18 protein-coding genes and 1 tRNA gene are annotated in these 17,544 nt (G+C 69.6%); 8 read left to right on the forward strand and 11 right to left on the reverse strand.

Features of this window, described 5'->3' with window-relative positions:
• The first annotated feature begins 71 nt into the window (after window positions 1-71).
• Window positions 72-485: a pyridoxamine 5'-phosphate oxidase family protein gene (locus AB5J51_RS19490; RefSeq protein WP_133897377.1), complete on the forward strand. Its 414-nt coding sequence runs from the start codon at window positions 72-74 to the stop codon at window positions 483-485.
• A gap of 147 nt (window positions 486-632) precedes the next feature.
• Here the strand turns inward: AB5J51_RS19490 and AB5J51_RS19495 are convergent, their stop codons facing one another.
• Window positions 633-947, reverse strand: coding sequence for a hypothetical protein (locus AB5J51_RS19495; protein WP_030299141.1), 315 nt, complete (start codon window positions 945-947; stop codon window positions 633-635).
• The gene (locus AB5J51_RS19500) at window positions 944-1,171 is read right to left on the reverse strand and encodes a hypothetical protein (RefSeq protein ID WP_136224715.1); all 228 of its coding nucleotides are present in this window, start codon (window positions 1,169-1,171) and stop codon (window positions 944-946) included. Before AB5J51_RS19500 ends, AB5J51_RS19495 begins: the two co-directional genes overlap by 4 nt.
• Window positions 1,172-1,273: 102 nt before the next feature.
• Here AB5J51_RS19500 and AB5J51_RS19505 point away from each other — a divergent pair, with 102 nt between their 5' ends.
• Window positions 1,274-2,287, forward strand: coding sequence for a helix-turn-helix transcriptional regulator (locus tag AB5J51_RS19505; RefSeq protein ID WP_078987796.1), 1,014 nt, complete (start codon window positions 1,274-1,276; stop codon window positions 2,285-2,287).
• Between the two features lie 66 nt (window positions 2,288-2,353).
• On the opposite strand, the gene AB5J51_RS19510 is transcribed toward AB5J51_RS19505, so the two are convergent.
• Genes AB5J51_RS19510 through dnaK form a run of 4 tightly spaced genes read right to left on the reverse strand, consistent with a single transcriptional unit; the run spans window position 2,354 to window position 6,565 of the window.
• Window positions 2,354-2,824, reverse strand: a complete 471-nt coding sequence (locus AB5J51_RS19510) for a heat shock protein transcriptional repressor HspR (RefSeq protein WP_053789603.1) — start codon at window positions 2,822-2,824, stop codon at window positions 2,354-2,356.
• A 1-nt stretch (window position 2,825) separates the two neighbouring features.
• A complete protein-coding gene (gene dnaJ, locus AB5J51_RS19515) occupies window positions 2,826-4,007 on the reverse strand; it encodes a molecular chaperone DnaJ (protein WP_053789604.1) in 1,182 nt (393 codons plus the stop codon).
• A 39-nt stretch (window positions 4,008-4,046) separates the two neighbouring features.
• Window positions 4,047-4,718: a nucleotide exchange factor GrpE gene (gene grpE, locus AB5J51_RS19520; RefSeq protein WP_053789605.1), complete on the reverse strand. Its 672-nt coding sequence runs from the start codon at window positions 4,716-4,718 to the stop codon at window positions 4,047-4,049.
• A complete protein-coding gene (gene dnaK / locus AB5J51_RS19525) occupies window positions 4,718-6,565 on the reverse strand; it encodes a molecular chaperone DnaK (RefSeq protein ID WP_133897379.1) in 1,848 nt (615 codons plus the stop codon). The genes grpE and dnaK overlap by 1 nt, the downstream gene beginning before the upstream one ends.
• Before the next feature lie 343 nt (window positions 6,566-6,908).
• On the opposite strand from dnaK, the gene AB5J51_RS19530 reads away from it, so the two are divergent.
• Together AB5J51_RS19530 and AB5J51_RS19535 are read left to right on the forward strand one after the other, a co-directional pair.
• Entirely contained in the window at window positions 6,909-7,538 is a 630-nt protein-coding gene (locus AB5J51_RS19530) for a sugar transferase (RefSeq protein ID WP_369778168.1), read from the forward strand.
• A 110-nt stretch (window positions 7,539-7,648) separates the two neighbouring features.
• Window positions 7,649-10,303: a (Fe-S)-binding protein gene (locus AB5J51_RS19535; RefSeq protein ID WP_369778169.1), complete on the forward strand. Its 2,655-nt coding sequence runs from the start codon at window positions 7,649-7,651 to the stop codon at window positions 10,301-10,303.
• Between the two features lie 145 nt (window positions 10,304-10,448).
• On the opposite strand, the gene AB5J51_RS19540 is transcribed toward AB5J51_RS19535, so the two are convergent.
• Window positions 10,449-11,456: a hypothetical protein gene (locus tag AB5J51_RS19540; RefSeq protein WP_369778170.1), complete on the reverse strand. Its 1,008-nt coding sequence runs from the start codon at window positions 11,454-11,456 to the stop codon at window positions 10,449-10,451.
• 288 nt (window positions 11,457-11,744) lie between these two features.
• Here AB5J51_RS19540 and AB5J51_RS19545 point away from each other — a divergent pair, with 288 nt between their 5' ends.
• Window positions 11,745-12,668, forward strand: a complete 924-nt coding sequence (locus AB5J51_RS19545) for a Yip1 family protein (protein ID WP_136224719.1) — start codon at window positions 11,745-11,747, stop codon at window positions 12,666-12,668.
• Between the two features lie 64 nt (window positions 12,669-12,732).
• Here the strand turns inward: AB5J51_RS19545 and AB5J51_RS19550 are convergent, their stop codons facing one another.
• Both AB5J51_RS19550 and dcd read right to left on the reverse strand, forming a co-directional pair.
• On the reverse strand, window positions 12,733-13,233 hold the full coding sequence (locus AB5J51_RS19550) for a phosphoribosyltransferase (RefSeq protein WP_030304218.1): 501 nt from the start codon (window positions 13,231-13,233) through the stop codon (window positions 12,733-12,735).
• Complete coding sequence (gene dcd, locus AB5J51_RS19555) at window positions 13,230-13,817, reverse strand: dCTP deaminase (protein WP_030304221.1); 588 nt, start codon at window positions 13,815-13,817, stop codon at window positions 13,230-13,232. The genes AB5J51_RS19550 and dcd overlap by 4 nt, the downstream gene beginning before the upstream one ends.
• A 481-nt stretch (window positions 13,818-14,298) precedes the next feature.
• Here dcd and AB5J51_RS19560 point away from each other — a divergent pair.
• Together AB5J51_RS19560 and AB5J51_RS19565 are read left to right on the forward strand one after the other, a co-directional pair.
• Window positions 14,299-14,372, forward strand: a tRNA-Gly gene (locus AB5J51_RS19560).
• Between the two features lie 117 nt (window positions 14,373-14,489).
• Window positions 14,490-15,188 carry a DUF3631 domain-containing protein gene (locus AB5J51_RS19565; RefSeq protein WP_369778171.1) on the forward strand — a complete coding sequence of 233 codons (699 nt, stop codon included), beginning with the start codon at window positions 14,490-14,492 and terminating at the stop codon, window positions 15,186-15,188.
• On the opposite strand, the gene AB5J51_RS19570 is transcribed toward AB5J51_RS19565, so the two are convergent.
• On the reverse strand, window positions 15,182-15,616 hold the full coding sequence (locus AB5J51_RS19570; protein WP_369778172.1) for an NUDIX domain-containing protein: 435 nt from the start codon (window positions 15,614-15,616) through the stop codon (window positions 15,182-15,184). The two genes, AB5J51_RS19565 and AB5J51_RS19570, sit on opposite strands and share 7 nt — an antisense overlap.
• 392 nt (window positions 15,617-16,008) lie before the next feature.
• Between AB5J51_RS19570 and AB5J51_RS19575 the strand changes: the two genes are divergently transcribed.
• Window positions 16,009-17,106, forward strand: a complete 1,098-nt coding sequence (locus tag AB5J51_RS19575; RefSeq protein WP_369780278.1) for a MerR family DNA-binding transcriptional regulator — start codon at window positions 16,009-16,011, stop codon at window positions 17,104-17,106.
• Between the two features lie 236 nt (window positions 17,107-17,342).
• Here the strand turns inward: AB5J51_RS19575 and AB5J51_RS19580 are convergent, their stop codons facing one another.
• Complete coding sequence (locus AB5J51_RS19580; protein ID WP_369778173.1) at window positions 17,343-17,480, reverse strand: hypothetical protein; 138 nt, start codon at window positions 17,478-17,480, stop codon at window positions 17,343-17,345.
• Window positions 17,481-17,544 lie beyond the last annotated feature (64 nt).

Raw genomic sequence — 17,544 nt, forward strand, 5'->3', positions numbered from 1 at the left:
TATGGCAGCGTACGCAAAGTTGAGTCTATTCCACTCAAGGGCGAATTCGTGCTCTCACGTACCCTCGGGCCATGGCTCTTGACGTACTCAACCCGACGCCCGAGTACCTCGCCTTCTGGCGGGAGCGGCACGTCTGCACGCTGACCACCCCGCGCCCCGACGGGACCCCGCACGTGGTGCCGGTGGGCGTCACGTACGACCCGGAGGCCGGCCTGGCCCGGGTGATCAGCAACAAGAACAGCAAGAAGATCCGCAACGTGCTGGCGGCCCAGGCGACGGAGCACGGCCCGGCCCGGGTGGCGGTGTGCCAGATGGCGGGACGCCGCTGGGCGACCCTGGAGGGGCACGCGGTGATCCGTACGGACGAGGCCTCGGTCGCGGAGGCGGTGGCGCGCTACGCGGAGCGCTACGGGCGCACGCCCTCGCCCAACCCGGACCGGGTCGTCATGGAGATCACCCTCGACCGGGCGATGGGCCGCGCCTGAACCCTTCGCGGAGAAGTTCAGCTTTCACCTTGTCCGGTTCAAGCACTGGACGCGGACATCACAACGGCGCCATCGTGGTCAGGTCCACGATGGCGCCGTTGTGTGGGGGAAGCACCTGGAGCGATCTGCAACGACGGGGGAATCGCTTCAGGCACTGCGGGGGGTGGCGGTGGTGATATCGGGTTCGAAGAGCTGGTGGTCGCGCTGATCAAGGTTGACGAAGACCATTCCGTAGCGCACCTCGCAGCGGACGGGCTGCGGCGCGCCGCGGGGGCGGCGCAGGCACCGGTACGCCCGGACGTCCTCGTCCTCCTCGCGCGTGATGACGATGGGCTGTCCGAACAGGGTGACCATCAACGAGTCGCCAGGGTGGGGGATGGCCGTGGCGAGGTCGATGAACTGCCAGCCGGAGCGGTAGGCAGAGGCCATTTCGCGACGGAATCCGCGGTCGTCGGGGGTCATGCCGCGGTCTCCACAACAAGGGTGCCGGCTTCGGCGTCGACGGGGGCCGAGCGCCATCCGCTGTCCATAGGTGCCGCGCGCCATCCGCTGTCCTCGAGCGGCGCCGCCCGGAAGCCTGCGGCACCCCCTTCGGCGCCCCCCAGGGTGACCCCGGCAAGTCCCAGACCGGCCACAGCCGAGAAGATGACGGTGGCAAGCGCCGAGCGAAGCATTCTCTTGTTCATGGTCGGCTTCGTCCTCACTTGATGAAATCCTCTCCCCCGCCTGTCAGACGATGGCTCATTCAGGCACATCACTGCCACAGGGACGATGCATCATGTTCTTGCATGTTCAGGACCCTGGGGGGTGGAGATTTGACCATAAACAGAACAAAAGCGACACATCCCCACTCGGTCACGGAGCTGTGCAGCGAGGGGGCACGGCTCTACACGAGCGCGCTGAGGACCGGACGTATCGCACGTGGGGATGTCAAAACGGCACCCTGCCTGCTCGATCTGGCGCTGTTGCAGCCAGATCCTGATGACGCCAATTCGCTCCGTCCGGTTCCACCGGCGGTGGCACTCGCACAGCGGCTGCATCCGATCGAACGGGAGATCCGCGACAGACGCCGGGATTCTCTCGAACTGTCCGAGGCTTTCGAGCCGTTTCTCGCCATCAGTGCGCAGAATCCGGCAAGCACCCATGCCATCACCGTGCTCGAAGGCTTCGACCCCATCAACGCGGCCCTCAACCTCGCCACCGCCGAATGCCACACCGAGATGCTGACCATCCAGCCCGGCGGCGCCCGCCCCAGCCTCGAGCTCACGGAGGCCCTTGAGCGCGACCAGCCGCTGACCGACCGCGGTGTCCGGATCCGGACCCTCTACCAGCACACCGTCCGGCACAGCCGCGGCACGCTCGCGTACGTCGACCTCCTCAAGGCCGGCAAGGTCGAGGTGCGCACGCTGGAGGAGCTCTTCGAGCGCCTCATCATCTTCGACCGGACCGTCGCCTTCATCCCGGCCAGCGACGACCGCCAGGTCGCCCTGGAGCTGCGCCACCCCGGGCTGGTCGACTACCTCATCAAGGTCTTCGAGCAGCTGTGGCACCGCGCCGTGCCCCTCCAGGAGGAAGTAACGTACCAGCACACCCGCGGGGGCATCTCGGGCGTGCAGCGCACCATCGCACAGCTCCTCATCGAGGGCCACGTCGACGAGGCCATCGCCCGCCGGCTGGGCATGAACGTACGGACCTGCCGCGCGCACATCGCGAAGCTCGCCAGCACCCTCGGCAGCGGCAGCCGCGCCCAACTCGGCTTCCTCATCGCCCGCTCCGGGATCCTCGAGGACGAGGGCGACTGAAACGCACCGGAACGCATCAGGCCCCGCCCGGGGTTCCCGGGCGGGGCCTGTGCGTTCGCTCGCTGGTCAGTCGCCCTGGCGCTTCGGCGCCGGGCGCCAGACGACCAGGGCGTTGCCCGCCACCGGCGGCTGGTACTTGACCAGATCCCGCCGGTACGAGGCGTGCACCTGGGCCTCGCGCTGCTGGAGCACGGCCGCCGCGCCGTCCACCGCCGCCGAGAGCTCGGCCACGCGCTGCTGGAGCGCCGCGACCTGGTTCTCCAGCTCGATGATCCGCTTGATGCCGGCCAGGTTGATGCCCTCGTCCTGGGACAGCGTCTGCACCGTGCGGAGCAGTTCGATGTCGCGGGCCGAGTAGCGCCGGCCGCGGCCGGCCGTCCGGTCCGGGGAGACCAGGCCGAGGCGGTCGTACTGGCGCAGGGTCTGCGGATGCAGGCCCGAGAGCTGGGCGGCCACCGAGATCACGTAGACCGGGGTCTCGTCGGTCAGTTCGTACGCCCCGCTGCCGAACCGCGGCGGTCGTCGGCGGCCGTCCATGTCATGCTCCCTTCGCGGACTCGAACAGCACGGCGCGCGGGTCCTCCGACTCCGTCGCGTCGCGGTACATCTCCAGCGCCTCGCGGGCCTTGTCCGACAGCGAGGCCGGAACGGAGACCTCCACCGTCACCAGCAGGTCCCCGCGGGTGCCGTCCTTGCGGACGGCTCCCTTGCCGCGGGCCCGCATCGTGCGCCCGCTGGGGGTGCCCGGCGGGAGCTTCAGCGTCACCGGGGGGCCGTTCAAGGTCGGGACCTTGATGTCGGCGCCCAGGGCGGCCTCGGCGATCGTCACCGGGACGGTGACGGTCAGGTTGTCGTCCTTGCGGCCGAACACCGGGTGGCTGTCCACATGGACGACGACGTAGAGGTCGCCGGCGGGACCGCCGCGCTCGCCCGGAGCGCCCTTGCCGCGCAGCCGGATCCGCTGGCTGTCGGACACGCCGGCCGGGATCCGGACCTGCATGGTGCGGGAGGACTTGGCCCGCCCGCTGCCCTTGCAGACGTCGCAGGGGGTCTCCGCGATCAGGCCGCGGCCCTTGCAGTCCGCGCAGGGGTCGGTCAGCGAGAAGCCGCCGCCGCTGCCCCGCGAGACCTGGCCGGTGCCGACGCAGGTCGGGCACACGCGCGGCGTGCCGTTCTTGTCGCCGGTGCCCGAACAGGCCTTGCAGGGCGCCTGGGAGGACATCCGGAGCGGGACCGTGGCCCCGTCCACCGCCTCCTCGAAGGAGAGGGTGACCTCCGACTCGATGTCCTGGCCGCGGCGCGGCTGGACCCGCGTCCCGGGGCCCGCGCCGCCGCGGTTGAACAGTCCGCCGAAGACGTCGCCCAGACCGCCGCCGCCGAAGCCGCCGCCCGCGCCGCCACCCGGCTGGGTGCCGCCGAACAGGTCGCCCAGGTCGAAGTTGAACGAGCCGCCCCCGCCCGGACCGGGGCGGAAGCCCCCGTTGCCGAACAGGGCGCGGGCCTCGTCGTACTCCTTGCGCTTCTTGGCGTCACCGAGGATGTCGTTCGCCTCGGAGATCTCCTTGAAGCGCTCCTCGGCCGAGGCGTCGCCCTTGTTGGCGTCCGGGTGGAACTCGCGCGCGAGCTTCCGGTACGCCTTCTTGATCTCGGCCTCGGTGGCGTCCTTCGGGACACCGAGGACCTTGTAGTAGTCCTTCTCGACGAAGTCCTTCGTGCTCATCCCCGGTGTCCCTCCTCTCGTGCCTCTACGGTTGCTGCGTCAGCCCTTGTCGGGGGCATCCGCGTCCTTGTCCGAAGGCGTGTCGCCGTCCGCGGACTCGGACTTGGGGGCGGCCCCGGGCTGGGGCTCGGCCACCGCGACCCGCGCGGGGCGGATCGTACGCTCGCCGATCCGGTACCCCGGCTGCAGGATCGCCACGCACGTCGTCTCGGTGACGTCCGGCGCGTACGAGTGCATCAGGGCCTCGTGGATCGTCGGGTCGAAGGGCTCGCCCTCCTTGCCGAACTGCTGCAGCCCCATCTTGGCCGCGGCGGTCTCCAGCGATTCGGCCACCGACTTGAAGCCGCCGACCAGCTCGCCATGGTCCCGCGCCCGGCCGATGTCGTCCAGGGTCGGGAGCAGTTCCGTCAGGAGGGACGCGACCGCGATCTCCTTGACGGCGATCCGGTCCCGCTCCACCCGGCGGCGGTAGTTCTGGTACTCGGCCTGGAGCCGCTGGAGGTCCGCCGTGCGCTCGCCGAGCGCGGTACGGGCCTGGTCCAGCTGCGCCAGCAGAGCCGTCTCCTGAGCGGACGGTGCTCCGGAGTCCCCGGCCGGGGCCGCGGCCTCCTCCTCGGAGGAAGCTGCGGCCTTCGGCTCGGCGGCGTCGTCAGGCGTGGCGCCGGCGGGGACTTCGGGCTTCTCGTCAAAACCCGGCGTCTCCTCCGACATCAGGCAGCGCCGCCCTTCGGCTTCTCGTCGTCGACGATCTCGGCGTCGACGACGTCGTCGTCGGCCTTGGCCTGACCCGCGTCACCCGCGGCACCGGCTGCACCCTGGGCGGCCTGCGCGTCGGCGTAGATGGCCTGGCCGAGCTTCTGGCTGACCGCGGCGAGCTTCTCGGTCGCGGTGCGGATCGCGGCCGTGTCCTCGCCCTTGAGGCTCTCCTTCAGCTCGGAGACGGCGGCCTCGACCTCGGTCTTGACCTCGGCCGGGACCTTGTCCTCGTTGTCCTTGACGAACTTCTCCGTCTGGTAGACGAGCTGCTCGCCCTGGTTGCGGGACTCGGCGGCCTCGCGGCGGCGGTGGTCCTCCTCCGCGTACTGCTCGGCCTCCTGGCGCATGCGGTCGACCTCGTCCTTGCCGAGCGAGGAGCCGCCGGTGACGGTCATCTTCTGCTCCTTGCCCGTGCCAAGGTCCTTGGCCGTGACGTGCATGATGCCGTTCGCGTCGATGTCGAAGGAGACCTCGATCTGCGGGACACCACGCGGGGCCGGCGGCAGGCCGGTCAGCTCGAACATGCCGAGCTTCTTGTTGTACGCCGCGATCTCGCGCTCACCCTGGTAGACCTGGATCTGCACGGACGGCTGGTTGTCCTCGGCCGTCGTGAAGATCTCGGACCGCTTGGTCGGGATCGTGGTGTTGCGCTCGATCAGCTTGGTCATGATGCCGCCCTTGGTCTCGATGCCGAGGGACAGCGGGGTCACGTCGAGGAGCAGGACGTCCTTGACCTCACCCTTGAGGACACCGGCCTGGAGGGTGGCGCCGATGGCGACGACCTCGTCCGGGTTGACGCCCTTGTTGGCGTCCTGACCGCCGGTGAGCTCCTTGACGAGCTCGGCGACGGCCGGCATGCGGGTGGAGCCGCCGACCAGGACCACGTGGTCGATCTCGGACAGCTGGATGCCGGCGTCCTTGATGACGTTGTGGAACGGGGTCTTGCAGCGGTCGAGCAGGTCCGCGGTCAGCTGCTGGAACTGCGAGCGCGTGAGCTTCTCGTCCAGGTGCAGCGGGCCCTCGGCGGAAGCCGTGATGTAGGGCAGGTTGATCGTGGTCTCCGTGGAGGAGGACAGCTCGATCTTCGCCTTCTCTGCGGCCTCGCGCAGACGCTGCAGGGCCATCTTGTCCTTGGACAGGTCGACGCCGTGGCCGTTGGCGAACTGCTTCACCAGGTAGTCGACGACGCGCTGGTCCCAGTCGTCACCACCGAGGTGGTTGTCACCGTTGGTGGCCTTGACCTCGACGACGCCGTCGCCGATCTCGAGGAGCGACACGTCGAAGGTGCCGCCACCGAGGTCGAAGACGAGAATGGTCTGGTCGTCCTTGTCCAGGCCGTAGGCCAGGGCGGCGGCGGTGGGCTCGTTGACGATGCGCAGGACGTTCAGACCCGCGATCTCACCGGCTTCCTTCGTCGCCTGACGCTCGGAGTCGTTGAAGTAGGCCGGGACGGTGATGACCGCGTCCGTGACCTTCTCACCCAGGTAGGCCTCGGCGTCGCGCTTCAGCTTCTGCAGGATGAAGGCGCTCATCTGCTGCGGGTTGAAGTCCTTGCCATCCAGGTTGATCTTCCAGTCAGTGCCCATGTGGCGCTTGACGGAGCGGATGGTCCGGTCCACGTTCGTGACCGCCTGGCGCTTGGCCACCTCGCCGACGAGGACCTCGCCGTTCTTGGCGAAGGCGACGACGGACGGCGTGGTCCTGGCGCCCTCGGCGTTGGTGATGACGGTGGGCTCGCCGCCTTCGAGAACGCTGACGACGGAGTTAGTGGTGCCCAGGTCGATGCCGACCGCACGTGCCATTTTGATTTCCTCCAGCTGACTTGAGTGGAACAGACTCAACCATGCCCCAACGCCGCGCCGCCGTCAACAGAGGTGAGTGGGAGGGGCTCAACTTTTATCCCGGACTTACGCTCACACGGGCTTTGCGGGCGGCTCGGCGCAGCCGCGGGGCGAGCAGCACCAGGGCCCCCCACCTGCGGAAACATCCCGTGCGGCGGGCGAGCGGGAAACACTCCAGGACCACTCGAAGCCGAGCGTGCGGCGCTGGCCGAGGGGGTGGTGCCGGGGGGCCGAGCGGGCGATGCTCGGCCGGTCCACTGCGCGGCACCACGGAAACCGCCGGAGGCGCATGCAGGGTGCCCCCATGCCGCTGCCGCCGCTCACGCTCCCCCCGATCCGGCGCCTCGTGCGGCGGCGACCCGCGGCTCCGCGCCCGCCCGCATCCCCGTCCCCCCACCCCTCCCCGCGCCCGTCCCCGTTCCCTTACCGCCCGGACCTCTCGGCGAAGCGGGTGGTCGACCTCCTGGGGGCCGTGGCGCTGCTCGGGCTCTTCGCGGTGCCGCTGCTGTTCGTCGCCGCCCTGCTGTACGCGGCCCAGGGCGGCCGGGTCTTCGTACGGGAGCCGGCGGCCGGGCTGGCCGGGCGGCCGTTCCGGACCTGGCGGCTGCGCACGGACGCGGCGGGCCGGCTCGGCGCGGCCGTCGAGCGGTGCGCCCTGGACGGGGTCCCGCAGGTGCTGAACGTGCTCCGCGGCGAGATGTCGCTGGTCGGGCCGCGCGCGGAGCCGCGTACGGACCGGGCCGACCGGCTCCTCGTACGGCCCGGAATGACCGGTTTGTGGCAGGTCAGCGCACGTTCCGACCTCCCCTGGGAGGAGATGGCCCTGCTGGACCGGCACTATGTGGAGAGCCATTGGCTGGGGATGGATCTCGCGATCCTGGCTCAGACCCCTCGGGCGGCCTACCGACAGCGGTACCGACAGAGGCATGCCTGAGCGACACAGATCACCGCTCGCTCACCTACATTGCGGCGCGGGGAATGGGTAACCTCAAGCCTTGACTCAATAAGTTACCGCTTAGTAAGTCCCGCCCGAGGAGCCCTCCCATGCAACTCGCCGCGATCATCGTGTCGCTGGTCCTGACCGTGGTCGGCGTCGCGCTGCTCGCCCGAGCCGTGGCGCAGATCTACCGGTTCGTGAAGCTCGGACAGCCCGTACCGGCAGGCAGCCGTACGGACGACCCGAAGGCACGAACGCTCACCCTGGTCCGGGAGTTCCTCGGCCACAGCCGGATGAACCGCTGGGGCATCGTCGGCTTCGCGCACTGGTTCGTCGCGATCGGCTTCCTGACGCTGCCGCCGACGCTGGTCCAGGCGTACGGGCAGCTCTTCCAGGCCGACTGGACGCTGCCGATCATCGGCGGCTTCCTGCCGTTCGAGCTCTACATCGAGTTCATCGGCATCATGACGATCCTCGGCATCGCCGTGCTGATCGTCATCCGCCTGCTGTCGCTGCCCTCCCGGGCGGGCCGCAAGTCGCGCTTCACGGGATCGAAGGCCTGGCAGGCGTACTTCGTCGAGTACGTGATCCTGACCATCGGCCTCGCGATCCTGACGCTGCGCGGTCTCGAAGGCGCGATCCACCACGTGGACTCGTACGAGCCGGCGTACTTCGCCTCGTACCCGCTGGTCCTGGCGTTCAAGAGCCTCTCGCTCGGCACCCTGCAGAACGCGATCTACTTCACCGCGATGATCAAGATCGGTGTCTCGCTGATCTGGATGATCGTCGTCTCGCTCAACACCAACATGGGCGTGGCCTGGCACCGCTTCCTCGGCTTCCCGAACATCTGGTTCAAGCGCAACGCCGACGGCGCGACCGCGCTGGGCGCGCTCCAGCCGATGACGAGCGGCGGCAAGGAGATCGACTTCGAGGAGCCGGGCGAGGACGACGTCTTCGGCGTCTCCCAGGTCGAGCAGTTCTCCTGGAAGGGCATCCTCGACTTCTCCACCTGCACGGAGTGCGGCCGCTGCCAGTCGCAGTGCCCGGCGTGGAACACCGGCAAGCCCCTGTCGCCGAAGCTCCTGATCATGTCGCTGCGCGACCACGCGCACGCCAAGGCCCCGTACCTGCTCGCCGGCGGCGGCAAGGACATGGAGGGCAACGAGAAGGCCACGGCGGAGCAGCTGAAGGACGTCCCGGCGGCCGCCCTGGCCGAGGCGGAGCGCCCGCTCATCGGCACGGCCGAGGAGAACGGCGTCATCGACCCGGACGTGCTGTGGTCCTGCACGACCTGCGGTGCGTGCGTCGAGCAGTGCCCGGTCGACATCGAGCACATCGACCACATCGTCGACATGCGGCGCTACCAGGTGATGATCGAGAGCGCGTTCCCGTCGGAGGCGGGCACGATGCTCAAGAACCTGGAGAAGAAGGGCAACCCCTGGGGTCTGGCCAAGAAGCAGCGCGTGGAGTGGACCAAGGAGGTCGACTTCGAGGTCCCGATCGTCGGCAAGGACGCCGAGGACCTCTCCGAGTACGACTACCTGTACTGGGTCGGTTGCGCGGGCGCTCTCGAGGACCGCGCGAAGAAGACCACGAAGGCCTTCGCGGAGCTGCTGAACATCGCGGGCGTCAAGTTCGCGATCATGGGCGGCGACGAGAAGTGCACCGGTGACTCGCCGCGCCGCCTGGGCAACGAGCCGCTGTTCCAGCAGCTGGCGCAGGAGAACGTGGCCATGCTGAACATGGCCTTCGGCGAGGACGACGAGGACCCGTCGACGAAGAAGCCGAAGTCGGCGAAGCGGATCGTCTCCACCTGCCCGCACTGCTTCAACACCATCGCGAACGAGTACCCGCAGCTGGGCGGCGAGTACGAGGTCATCCACCACACGCAGCTGCTCCAGCACCTGATCGACGAGGGCCGGCTGACGCCGGTCACGCCGGTGGACGGCCTGATCACGTACCACGACCCCTGCTACCTGGGCCGGCACAACAAGGTCTACACGCCGCCGCGCGAGATCATGTCGGCCGTGCCGGGGCTGCGCCAGCAGGAGATGCACCGCCACAAGGAGCGGGGCTTCTGCTGCGGCGCCGGTGGCGCCCGGATGTGGATGGAGGAGCGGATCGGCAAGCGCATCAACAACGAGCGCGTCGACGAGGCCCTGTCCCTGAACCCGGACATCGTCTCGACGGCCTGCCCGTTCTGCCTGGTGATGCTGACCGACTCGGTGAACGGCAAGAAGAACGACGGCCAGGCCAAGGAATCCGTCCAGGTCGTCGACGTGGCCCAGCTCCTCCTGGAGTCGGTGAAGGCCCCGGCCCCGACGGAGGAAGAACTGGCAGCCGAGGCCCTGGCCGCGGAACAGGCGGCTGAGGCGGAGGCCAAGGCCGAGGCGGAAGCCAAGGCGAAGGCGGAGGCGGAAGCCGCGGCGAAGGCCAAGGCCAAGGCGGAAGCCGAGGCGGCTGCTGCCGCGAAGGCAAAGGCGGAGGCGGAGGCTGCCGCGCAGGCGGAGGCGGAGGCTGCGCCGAAGGCGGAGGCGGGAGCCGAGGCCCCGGCGAAGGCCGAAGCCGAAGCCGAAGCCAAGGCAGAGCCCGAAGCTGCGGCGAAGGCCGAGACGGCGCCTGCGGCGGAGGCCGAGACGGCCGCCGCCGAGCCGGAGGCCGAGCCGGAGACCGCCGCAGAGGCGGAAGGCGAGGCCGAGCCGAAGGCGGACGCCACCGAGGCCGAGCCGAAGGCTTCGGCCGAGGGCGGCACCGCCAAGTAGTCCGCCCGTACGACCCGAACGCCGGAACGGCCGGTCCCCGCTCGAGGGACCGGCCGTTCCGGCGTTCGGGGGCCCGGGGGTGGCGGCCCCCAACGCGGCGGAGCCGCACAGGCAGCAGCCGGCCCCGCCCCGACCCCGACCCCCGTCAGGACCGGTCGGCGCGCCCCCGCTTCAGCAGCGCGAAGCCCAGCCCCGCCGCCCCCGCGGCAGCCATCCCCCCGCCGGCGGCAACCACCATCGGCGCGTCACCCGTTGAAACCCCCTCCGCCCCGGCCTTCACGCCGCCCTTCGGAACCACCCGCTCCCCCGCCTTCTTGGCACCGGCGCGCGGAGCGCCCTCCACCACGTACTTCTCGATCAGCTTCCCGTCGAAGCCGTACACCCAGCTGCTCCCGCCGCTCTTCCCGTCGATGACGACGAACTTCACGCGCTTCCCGTCCTGGACGATCCGGTACGTCCAGCCGTCGTTCTGCGCGCTCGGGTGCTTCAGGTCGACCGTCCCGAGCAGGTTCCCGTTCGGCATCGAGATCTCGACGCGCTTGCCCTTCGGGCCGTCGATCAGCTTCGCGATCCGCCCGTCCGGCATGGTGATCCGGACCGAACTCTCCTTCTTGACCGCGGGCTTCGGCTTCTCCACCGGCTTCGGCTTCGGCTTCGGCCCGGGCTTCGGCTTCTGCTCCCTCTCCACCCAGGAGGTCACGGTCCCGTTCGGCCCGAGGACGACGTGCAGGCCGTTGTGCTGCCCGTACGCCGGGTTGCCCCCCTTGCTGACCAGCGTGTCCAGCTTCATCGAGCCGGCGAGGATCTCGGCCTCGAAGTGGTCGTTGCCGAACTTGTAGATCTTGGCGATCGACCCGTCCGCGAGCTTGACCGTGGTCACAAACGCCCGGGTCGGCTTCTCCGGCTTGACCGGCGGCGTGGTCGGGTCGACGGTCGGGTCCACCGCCGGCAGGGTCGGGTCGACCGGGTCCACCGGGTCCACCGGCGGCACGGGGTCCGTCGCGGGCTGCTCGATCCCGGGCAGAGCCTCCGGCTCCGGCCCCGGCCCCGACGGCGAGTCCGCGAACGCGGACCCGACCGGGAGGGCCAGAACGGTGGCCGCGCCGGCGAAGACGGCGGCGGTACGAAGGGTGGTACGGCGGGTGCTGCGCATGTGGGGGCTCTTCTCGTAGCTCGGTGCTCGTAGCTCGTTGCTCGGTGCTCACGGCCGGTCGGCGACAGCGAAGAAGCTACGGACCCGACATCTACGTAATCCGTCAGCAATGTAACGAGCCGCCGCAAGCTCCCCCACAAACACGTAAACCAGACAATTCCTAAGGCTCCCCCGCCGTGGGGACAGCCCCCCGGGGTTCCCCTAGGGGATGTCACAGGTCAGCCGCAAAGGGTGCTTATTCCGGCGGCCCGCCCACCACCGCTCCCCGGACCAGGTACGTTCGATCACGTGGCTGGATTCAGGATCGGACGCGGCAGGGACAACAACCGCGCTCCCCAACAACCCCCGCGGCAGCAGCCGTACGGTCAGCAGCAACCGCAGCAGGCGCCGTACGGCCAGCAGCCCTACCCTCCCCAGCAGCAGTGGCCTCAGCAGCCCGCCGCCGGAGGCCATGGCGAGCCCGAGTACTTCGACCCGTACGGACAGCCGTACGGACAGCAGCAGCCGCCTCCCCAAGGGCAGCAGCAGCCCCCGTACGGCCAGGGAGGCGCGGGCGGCGGCTCGTACGCGAACGACAACCCGGGGCACACCCAGGTCTTCGCGTACGGCGAGGACCCGTACAGCCAGGGCGCGACGTACCACGCGGGCGCCGCGGCGGCCGCGCCGACGGGCCCGCGGCTGCCGTGGAAGGAGCTGCTCCGCGGCATCGTGATGCGGCCGGGGCCGACCTTCCTGCAGATGCGCGACTACGCCGTCTGGGGCCCGGCGCTGATCGTGACGTTCCTGTACGGCCTGCTCGCGGTCTTCGGCCTCGACGACGCCCGCAAGGACGTCATGGACGCCACCCTCGCCAACGCCGTCCCGATCGTCCTCAGTGCGGGTGTGGCCTTCGTCATCTGCGGGCTGATCCTGGGCGGCGTCACGCACACCCTGGCCCGCCAGCTGGGCGGCGACGGCGCGTGGCAGCCGACCGTCGGCCTGTCGATGCTGGTCATGTCCATCACGGACGCACCGCGCCTGCTCTTCGCCGTGTTCCTCGGCGGGGACAACATGTTCGTGCAGGTGCTGGGCTGGGTCACCTGGCTGGCGGCCGGCGCGCTGTTCACCTCGCTCGTCAGCAAGTCGCACGACCTGCCGTGGCCGAAGGCGCTGGGCGCGTCCGCGATCCAGCTGGTCGCACTGCTGTCGATCATCAAGCTGGGCACGCTGTAGGCACTGAGATGCGAGAAGGGGCCCCGGCGCAAAGCGCCGGGGCCCCTTCTCGCATCCATCGGAATCAGGCGTCGAGAACCTGACCCTCACGCTTCACGACGGGCGGCTCGACCGACCACGGGAAGTTGATCCACTCGTCGGTCTTCTTCCACACGTACTCGCACTTCACGAGCGAGTGCGACTTCTCGTAGATCACGGCGGACCGGACCTCGGCGACGTGGCCCAAGCAGAAGTCGTGGACGAGCTTCAGCGTCTTGCCGGTGTCGGCCACGTCATCGGCGATGAGGACCTTCTTGTCGGTGAAGTCGATCGCCTCGGGCACGGGCGCCAGCATGACCGGCATCTCCAGCGTGGTCCCGACACCCGTGTAGAACTCCACGTTCACCAGGTGGATGTTCTTGCAGTCGAGCGCGTACGCCAGACCGCCGGCGACGAAGACGCCACCGCGGGCGATGCTCAGGATGATGTCGGGCTCGTAGCCGTCGTCGGCGATGGTCTGCGCGAGTTCGCGGACGGCGCGCCCGAAGCCCTCGTAGTTCAGGTTCTCGCGTACTGCGTCACTCATGCGTCGTGCCTCACCTGGGTGCGGTGGAAGTTCTGGAAGGAGCGCGAGGCCGTCGGGCCGCGCTGGCCCTGGTACCGCGATCCGTACCGCTCGCTCCCGTACGGGAACTCGGCGGGCGAGCTGAGCCGGAACATGCACAGCTGCCCGATCTTCATCCCGGGCCACAGCTTGATCGGGAGGGTGGCGAGGTTCGACAGCTCGAGCGTGACGTGCCCCGAGAACCCGGGGTCGATGAACCCGGCGGTCGAATGCGTCACCAGCCCCAGGCGGCCCAGGCTGGACTTCCCCTCCAGTCTGGAGGCGATGTCCTCGGGCAGCGAGATCACCTCGTACGTCGAGGCGAGTACGAACTCCCCCGGGTGCAGGATGAACGCCTCGTCGCCCTCCGGCTCGACCATCCGGGTCAGATCCGGCTGCTCGGTGGCGGGGTCGATGTGGGCGTAGCGGTGGTTCTCGAACACCCGGAAGAAGCGGTCGAGACGTACATCGATGCTGGAGGGCTGCACCATCGATTCCTCGAACGGGTCGATGCGAACCCGTCCGCTGTCGATCTCGGCCCGGATGTCTTTGTCAGAGAGAAGCACGTCCCGAGGATACGCAGTGCGCGCGGGCCTCCCGCAATCGCGAGCGGGCGCCCGCGCGCCTGTCGGACTATCGCTTGACGGCCGCACCGACGGGCACGGCATGCCGCAGCCGCGCACAACGCGGGCACCGCAGCAGCCGCCCGGGCCCGATCCGGCCGGCACCGAGGTGCTGCAGCGGGAACGAAGCGGTGCTGAAAACGTGCCCTTCGGCACAACGGACGACGGTGTTCTCCATCGAGTCCCTTTCCCCAACCTGCTGTACTGCGACGAATCGCCACATTAGGGGATGATCGCGACCTGCTCCAGCCGCCACTCCAGCGGCCCTCGAGCACCACTGCACACCCGTACGGTACGCCCCAACTCCCGCCCCCACGACCCTCGGTGCACCCCACACACAACGACGACCCCGCGGCCGATTCACCGGGGGTCGATCATGGGGTAGAGTGTGCAACGGTACCGATCCAGGCAACTGGAACGTTATGCGGATGTAGTTTAATGGTAGAACATGAGCTTCCCAAGCTTATAGCGCGGGTTCGATTCCCGTCATCCGCTCCACGACAAAGCCCCAGGTCAACGACCTGGGGCTTGTTTGTTGTCTAGACCCATCTGGGGCCGCGTGCCATGCGCGTGCCATAACTGCCCTAACGGGGCGTCAGGTTGTTGTCGCGCCCCTTGTGGGGATCACCTCACCCGGGCGGCCCGGCCGGACGGCGGCGCCGGTGGCGCGGGCACGAGCGCACGAACCGCGCCCGCGGCGACATCGCCGCTCTGCGCGCGGTACGCGACCGCCTCGCCGCGTGGCTGCGCCCGCGCGGCAAGGAGGCCATGGGGCTGATGCCCGTCGCCGTGCCGGTGGAGGACCGGGCCGCGGACACCTGGGAGCCTCTGGTCATCGTCGCCGACCTCGCCGGAGGGGACTGGCCCGAGCGTGCCCGGACCGCCTGCCGCGTGTTGACCGCGTACGAAGCCGCCCAGGACCAGGACAACTCGCTGCACACCCGCATCCTGGTCGACATCCGCCGCGTCTTCGCCGCCTGCGGCAATCCGGCCGCCCTGCCGACCAGGACGATCCTCGGCATGCCCAACCGCGACGAGGAAGCACCGTGGGCAGACGTCGGCGCCCAGGGCCTGTGCCCGCGTCACCTGCAGTTGCTGCTGAAGCCCTACGACATCGGCTCCTCCACGCGCCGCTTCCCCGAGGGAATCCGGCCAAGGGCTTCACCCGCACCCAGTTCACCGACGCCTGGGACCGGTACTGCCCGCCCGAAACCCCGCCGGAGCCCTCCGGGGCCGCCGCCATCAGGGCGGCGGCCATGTCCCTTCCGGAGCAAGCAGGTGTGCCCCCGGAAGCACACCCGGGTCGTTCAGTGACTGAGCAGGGCGAGAGTCCCGGCGCTGATGGCGCCCCGCAGGACGTGGGCCATTTCCTCGGGCTTGAGGTCGATGCCGTCGAGGCCTTCGACGGTCAGCGGGATCTCCTCCAGTGCGTACTCGCCCCGGCCTTCGGCGCTGAACTCGGGGCCGGTGCGGTCCTCGAAGGACCAGGTCGCGATGCGGGCGAGGTAGAAGAGCTGGCGCTCGTCGTCGGTCTCCATCGTGTGGAGGAGTCGGACGATGTCGGCCTTCCCCGCGATCTCCTCGTGGATCTCCCGGTGGAGTGCGGCCTCCCGGGACTCGTCGCCGGGCTCGACTCCGCCGCCCGGGAGCACCCAGTACGGGGGGATGTCGGGCTTGGTTCGGCGGATGACCAGCATCGTGTCGTCGGCGGTGACGAGGACGGCGCGGACTCGTTCCTTCATTTCGTTCTGTCTCCTTGCTTGTTGACGGTCTCAGTGCATCAGCCAGCCGCCGTCGACGTGGACGGATTCCCCAGTGATGAACGACGCGGAGGGGCCCACCAGGAACGCGGGAACGCCACCAGGGCCGCGACGTCGTCGGGCCGGCCTCGGCGAGGGAGCATCCGGCACCCAGACGACACCGTCCCCGCGCCCACGGAGGAGGCTGTGCTCGTCCCTACGGCACACACTGCCGGCACGGACACTCCGGCTTCTCCGAACCAGACCATCGCTCCGCCTTGCAGGAGTCGCCTCGGGCCGCTGCTTCGCGTTCGGCTCTTGCTGCCGAGAGTGGGGCTCTTGACCCTAACGTGGCGTCAGGCTGCATAGTCGACGCCGTGGAGGATCACTGGACCGTGGGACGCGTGGCCGAGCTGGCCGGCGTGAGCGTCCGCACGCTGCATCACTATGACGAGATCGGGCTCGTCCGGCCGTCGGCGCGGACCGTGGCCGGATACCGGGCCTATTCGGCGGGTGACGTGGAGCGGCTGCGGGAGGTGCTGGCCTATCGGCGGCTGGGCTTCGGGCTGCGGGAGGTTGCGGAACTGGTCGGCGACCCGTCCACCGACGCGGTCGCGCACCTGCGCCGATTGCGCGGCCTGCAGCTGGAGCGGCGTGATCGCGCTGACGCCATGGTGGCGGCCATCGACAGGGAACTTGAGGCACGGGCGAAGGGACGGAAGGTGACACCGGAGGAGCAACTGGAGATGCTCGGTGCACGCCTGTACGACGCGATCGGCGGCGCCTACACCGCGACGCGGCGTACCGAGCCGCGGATCGCCGCGCAGATCTGGGACGCGCTCGGGGACGCGCAGACGGTGCTGAACGTCGGGGCCGGCACCGGCTCCTACGAGCCTGCTGATCGCGACGTGACCGCGGTGGAGCCATCAGCGGTCATGCGGGGGCAGCGGCCTGCGGGCTCGGCGCCGTGCGTGGCCGCCGCCGCGGAGAGCCTGCCGTTCGAGGATCACTCCTTCGACGTCGCGATGGCCGTCTCCACCGTTCACTACTGGGGGGACCAGATAGCGGGGCTGCGTGAGATGCGGCGCGTGGCCCGCCGCGTGGTGGTGCTCACGTTCGATACCGACGAGCCCGGATGGCAGGACCGGTTCTGGCTGACCCGCGACTATCTGCCCGAGTTCGCCGCCGTCCTCGCAGAATTTCCCTCGCTTGCCGGGATGGCCGACGCGATCGGCGCCCGTGCTGAGCCGGTGCCCATCCCGTGGGACTGCGCTGACGGCCTGTTCGAGGCGTACTGGCGCCGACCGGGGGCGTATCTGGAGGATCACGTGCGCCGTGCGATGTCGGTGTGGGCGAGGGTCGGACCGGAGGCCGAGCAACGGGCGGTACGAAGCCTCAGCGACGACCTCGGCTCCGGCCGGTGGGCCGAGCGCAACAGCGACCTCGCCGACCTCGACGCGGCAGATCTAGGTCTCCGCCTGCTCGTGGCTTGAACCGCGTCGCAGCGTCTGTGTCATGACGGCTCCTGGACGGCCCGCCGGTCATGTGCGGCGCTGAGCGGCATGGTCGCTGTGGAGCGGACAGGACCGGCGGCGCGACCCGGCATGCCCGGGTCGATCGCCCGCGAGCTCCGCTGGTCGATCCGCGCTAGCTCGCCCTCCGCCAACGAACGAGTGTCACAGCAGGTGCGGTGGCGGCACGACCAAGACCACTGCGAGGAGGCGTGGCCTCATCCGGGGGAGCGCCTGGGTCTCGAACCGTGACGGCGAGCCGTACCGGGGGTGGGGTCGCCGAGTTCGGACGGGTCGATGCCGAGGCCGGCCAGTTCGACGATCTGGTCGGCGACGGCCTTCACCTCGTCACGCACAACTTTCGGTTGCCGGCCTCGTCCTCGGCGTGGAAGGCGTACTCCCACACCCAACGGTCGTCGG

This window comes from Streptomyces sp. R33, from assembly GCF_041200175.1.
Classification (GTDB): Bacteria; Actinomycetota; Actinomycetes; order Streptomycetales; family Streptomycetaceae; genus Streptomyces; species Streptomyces katrae_B.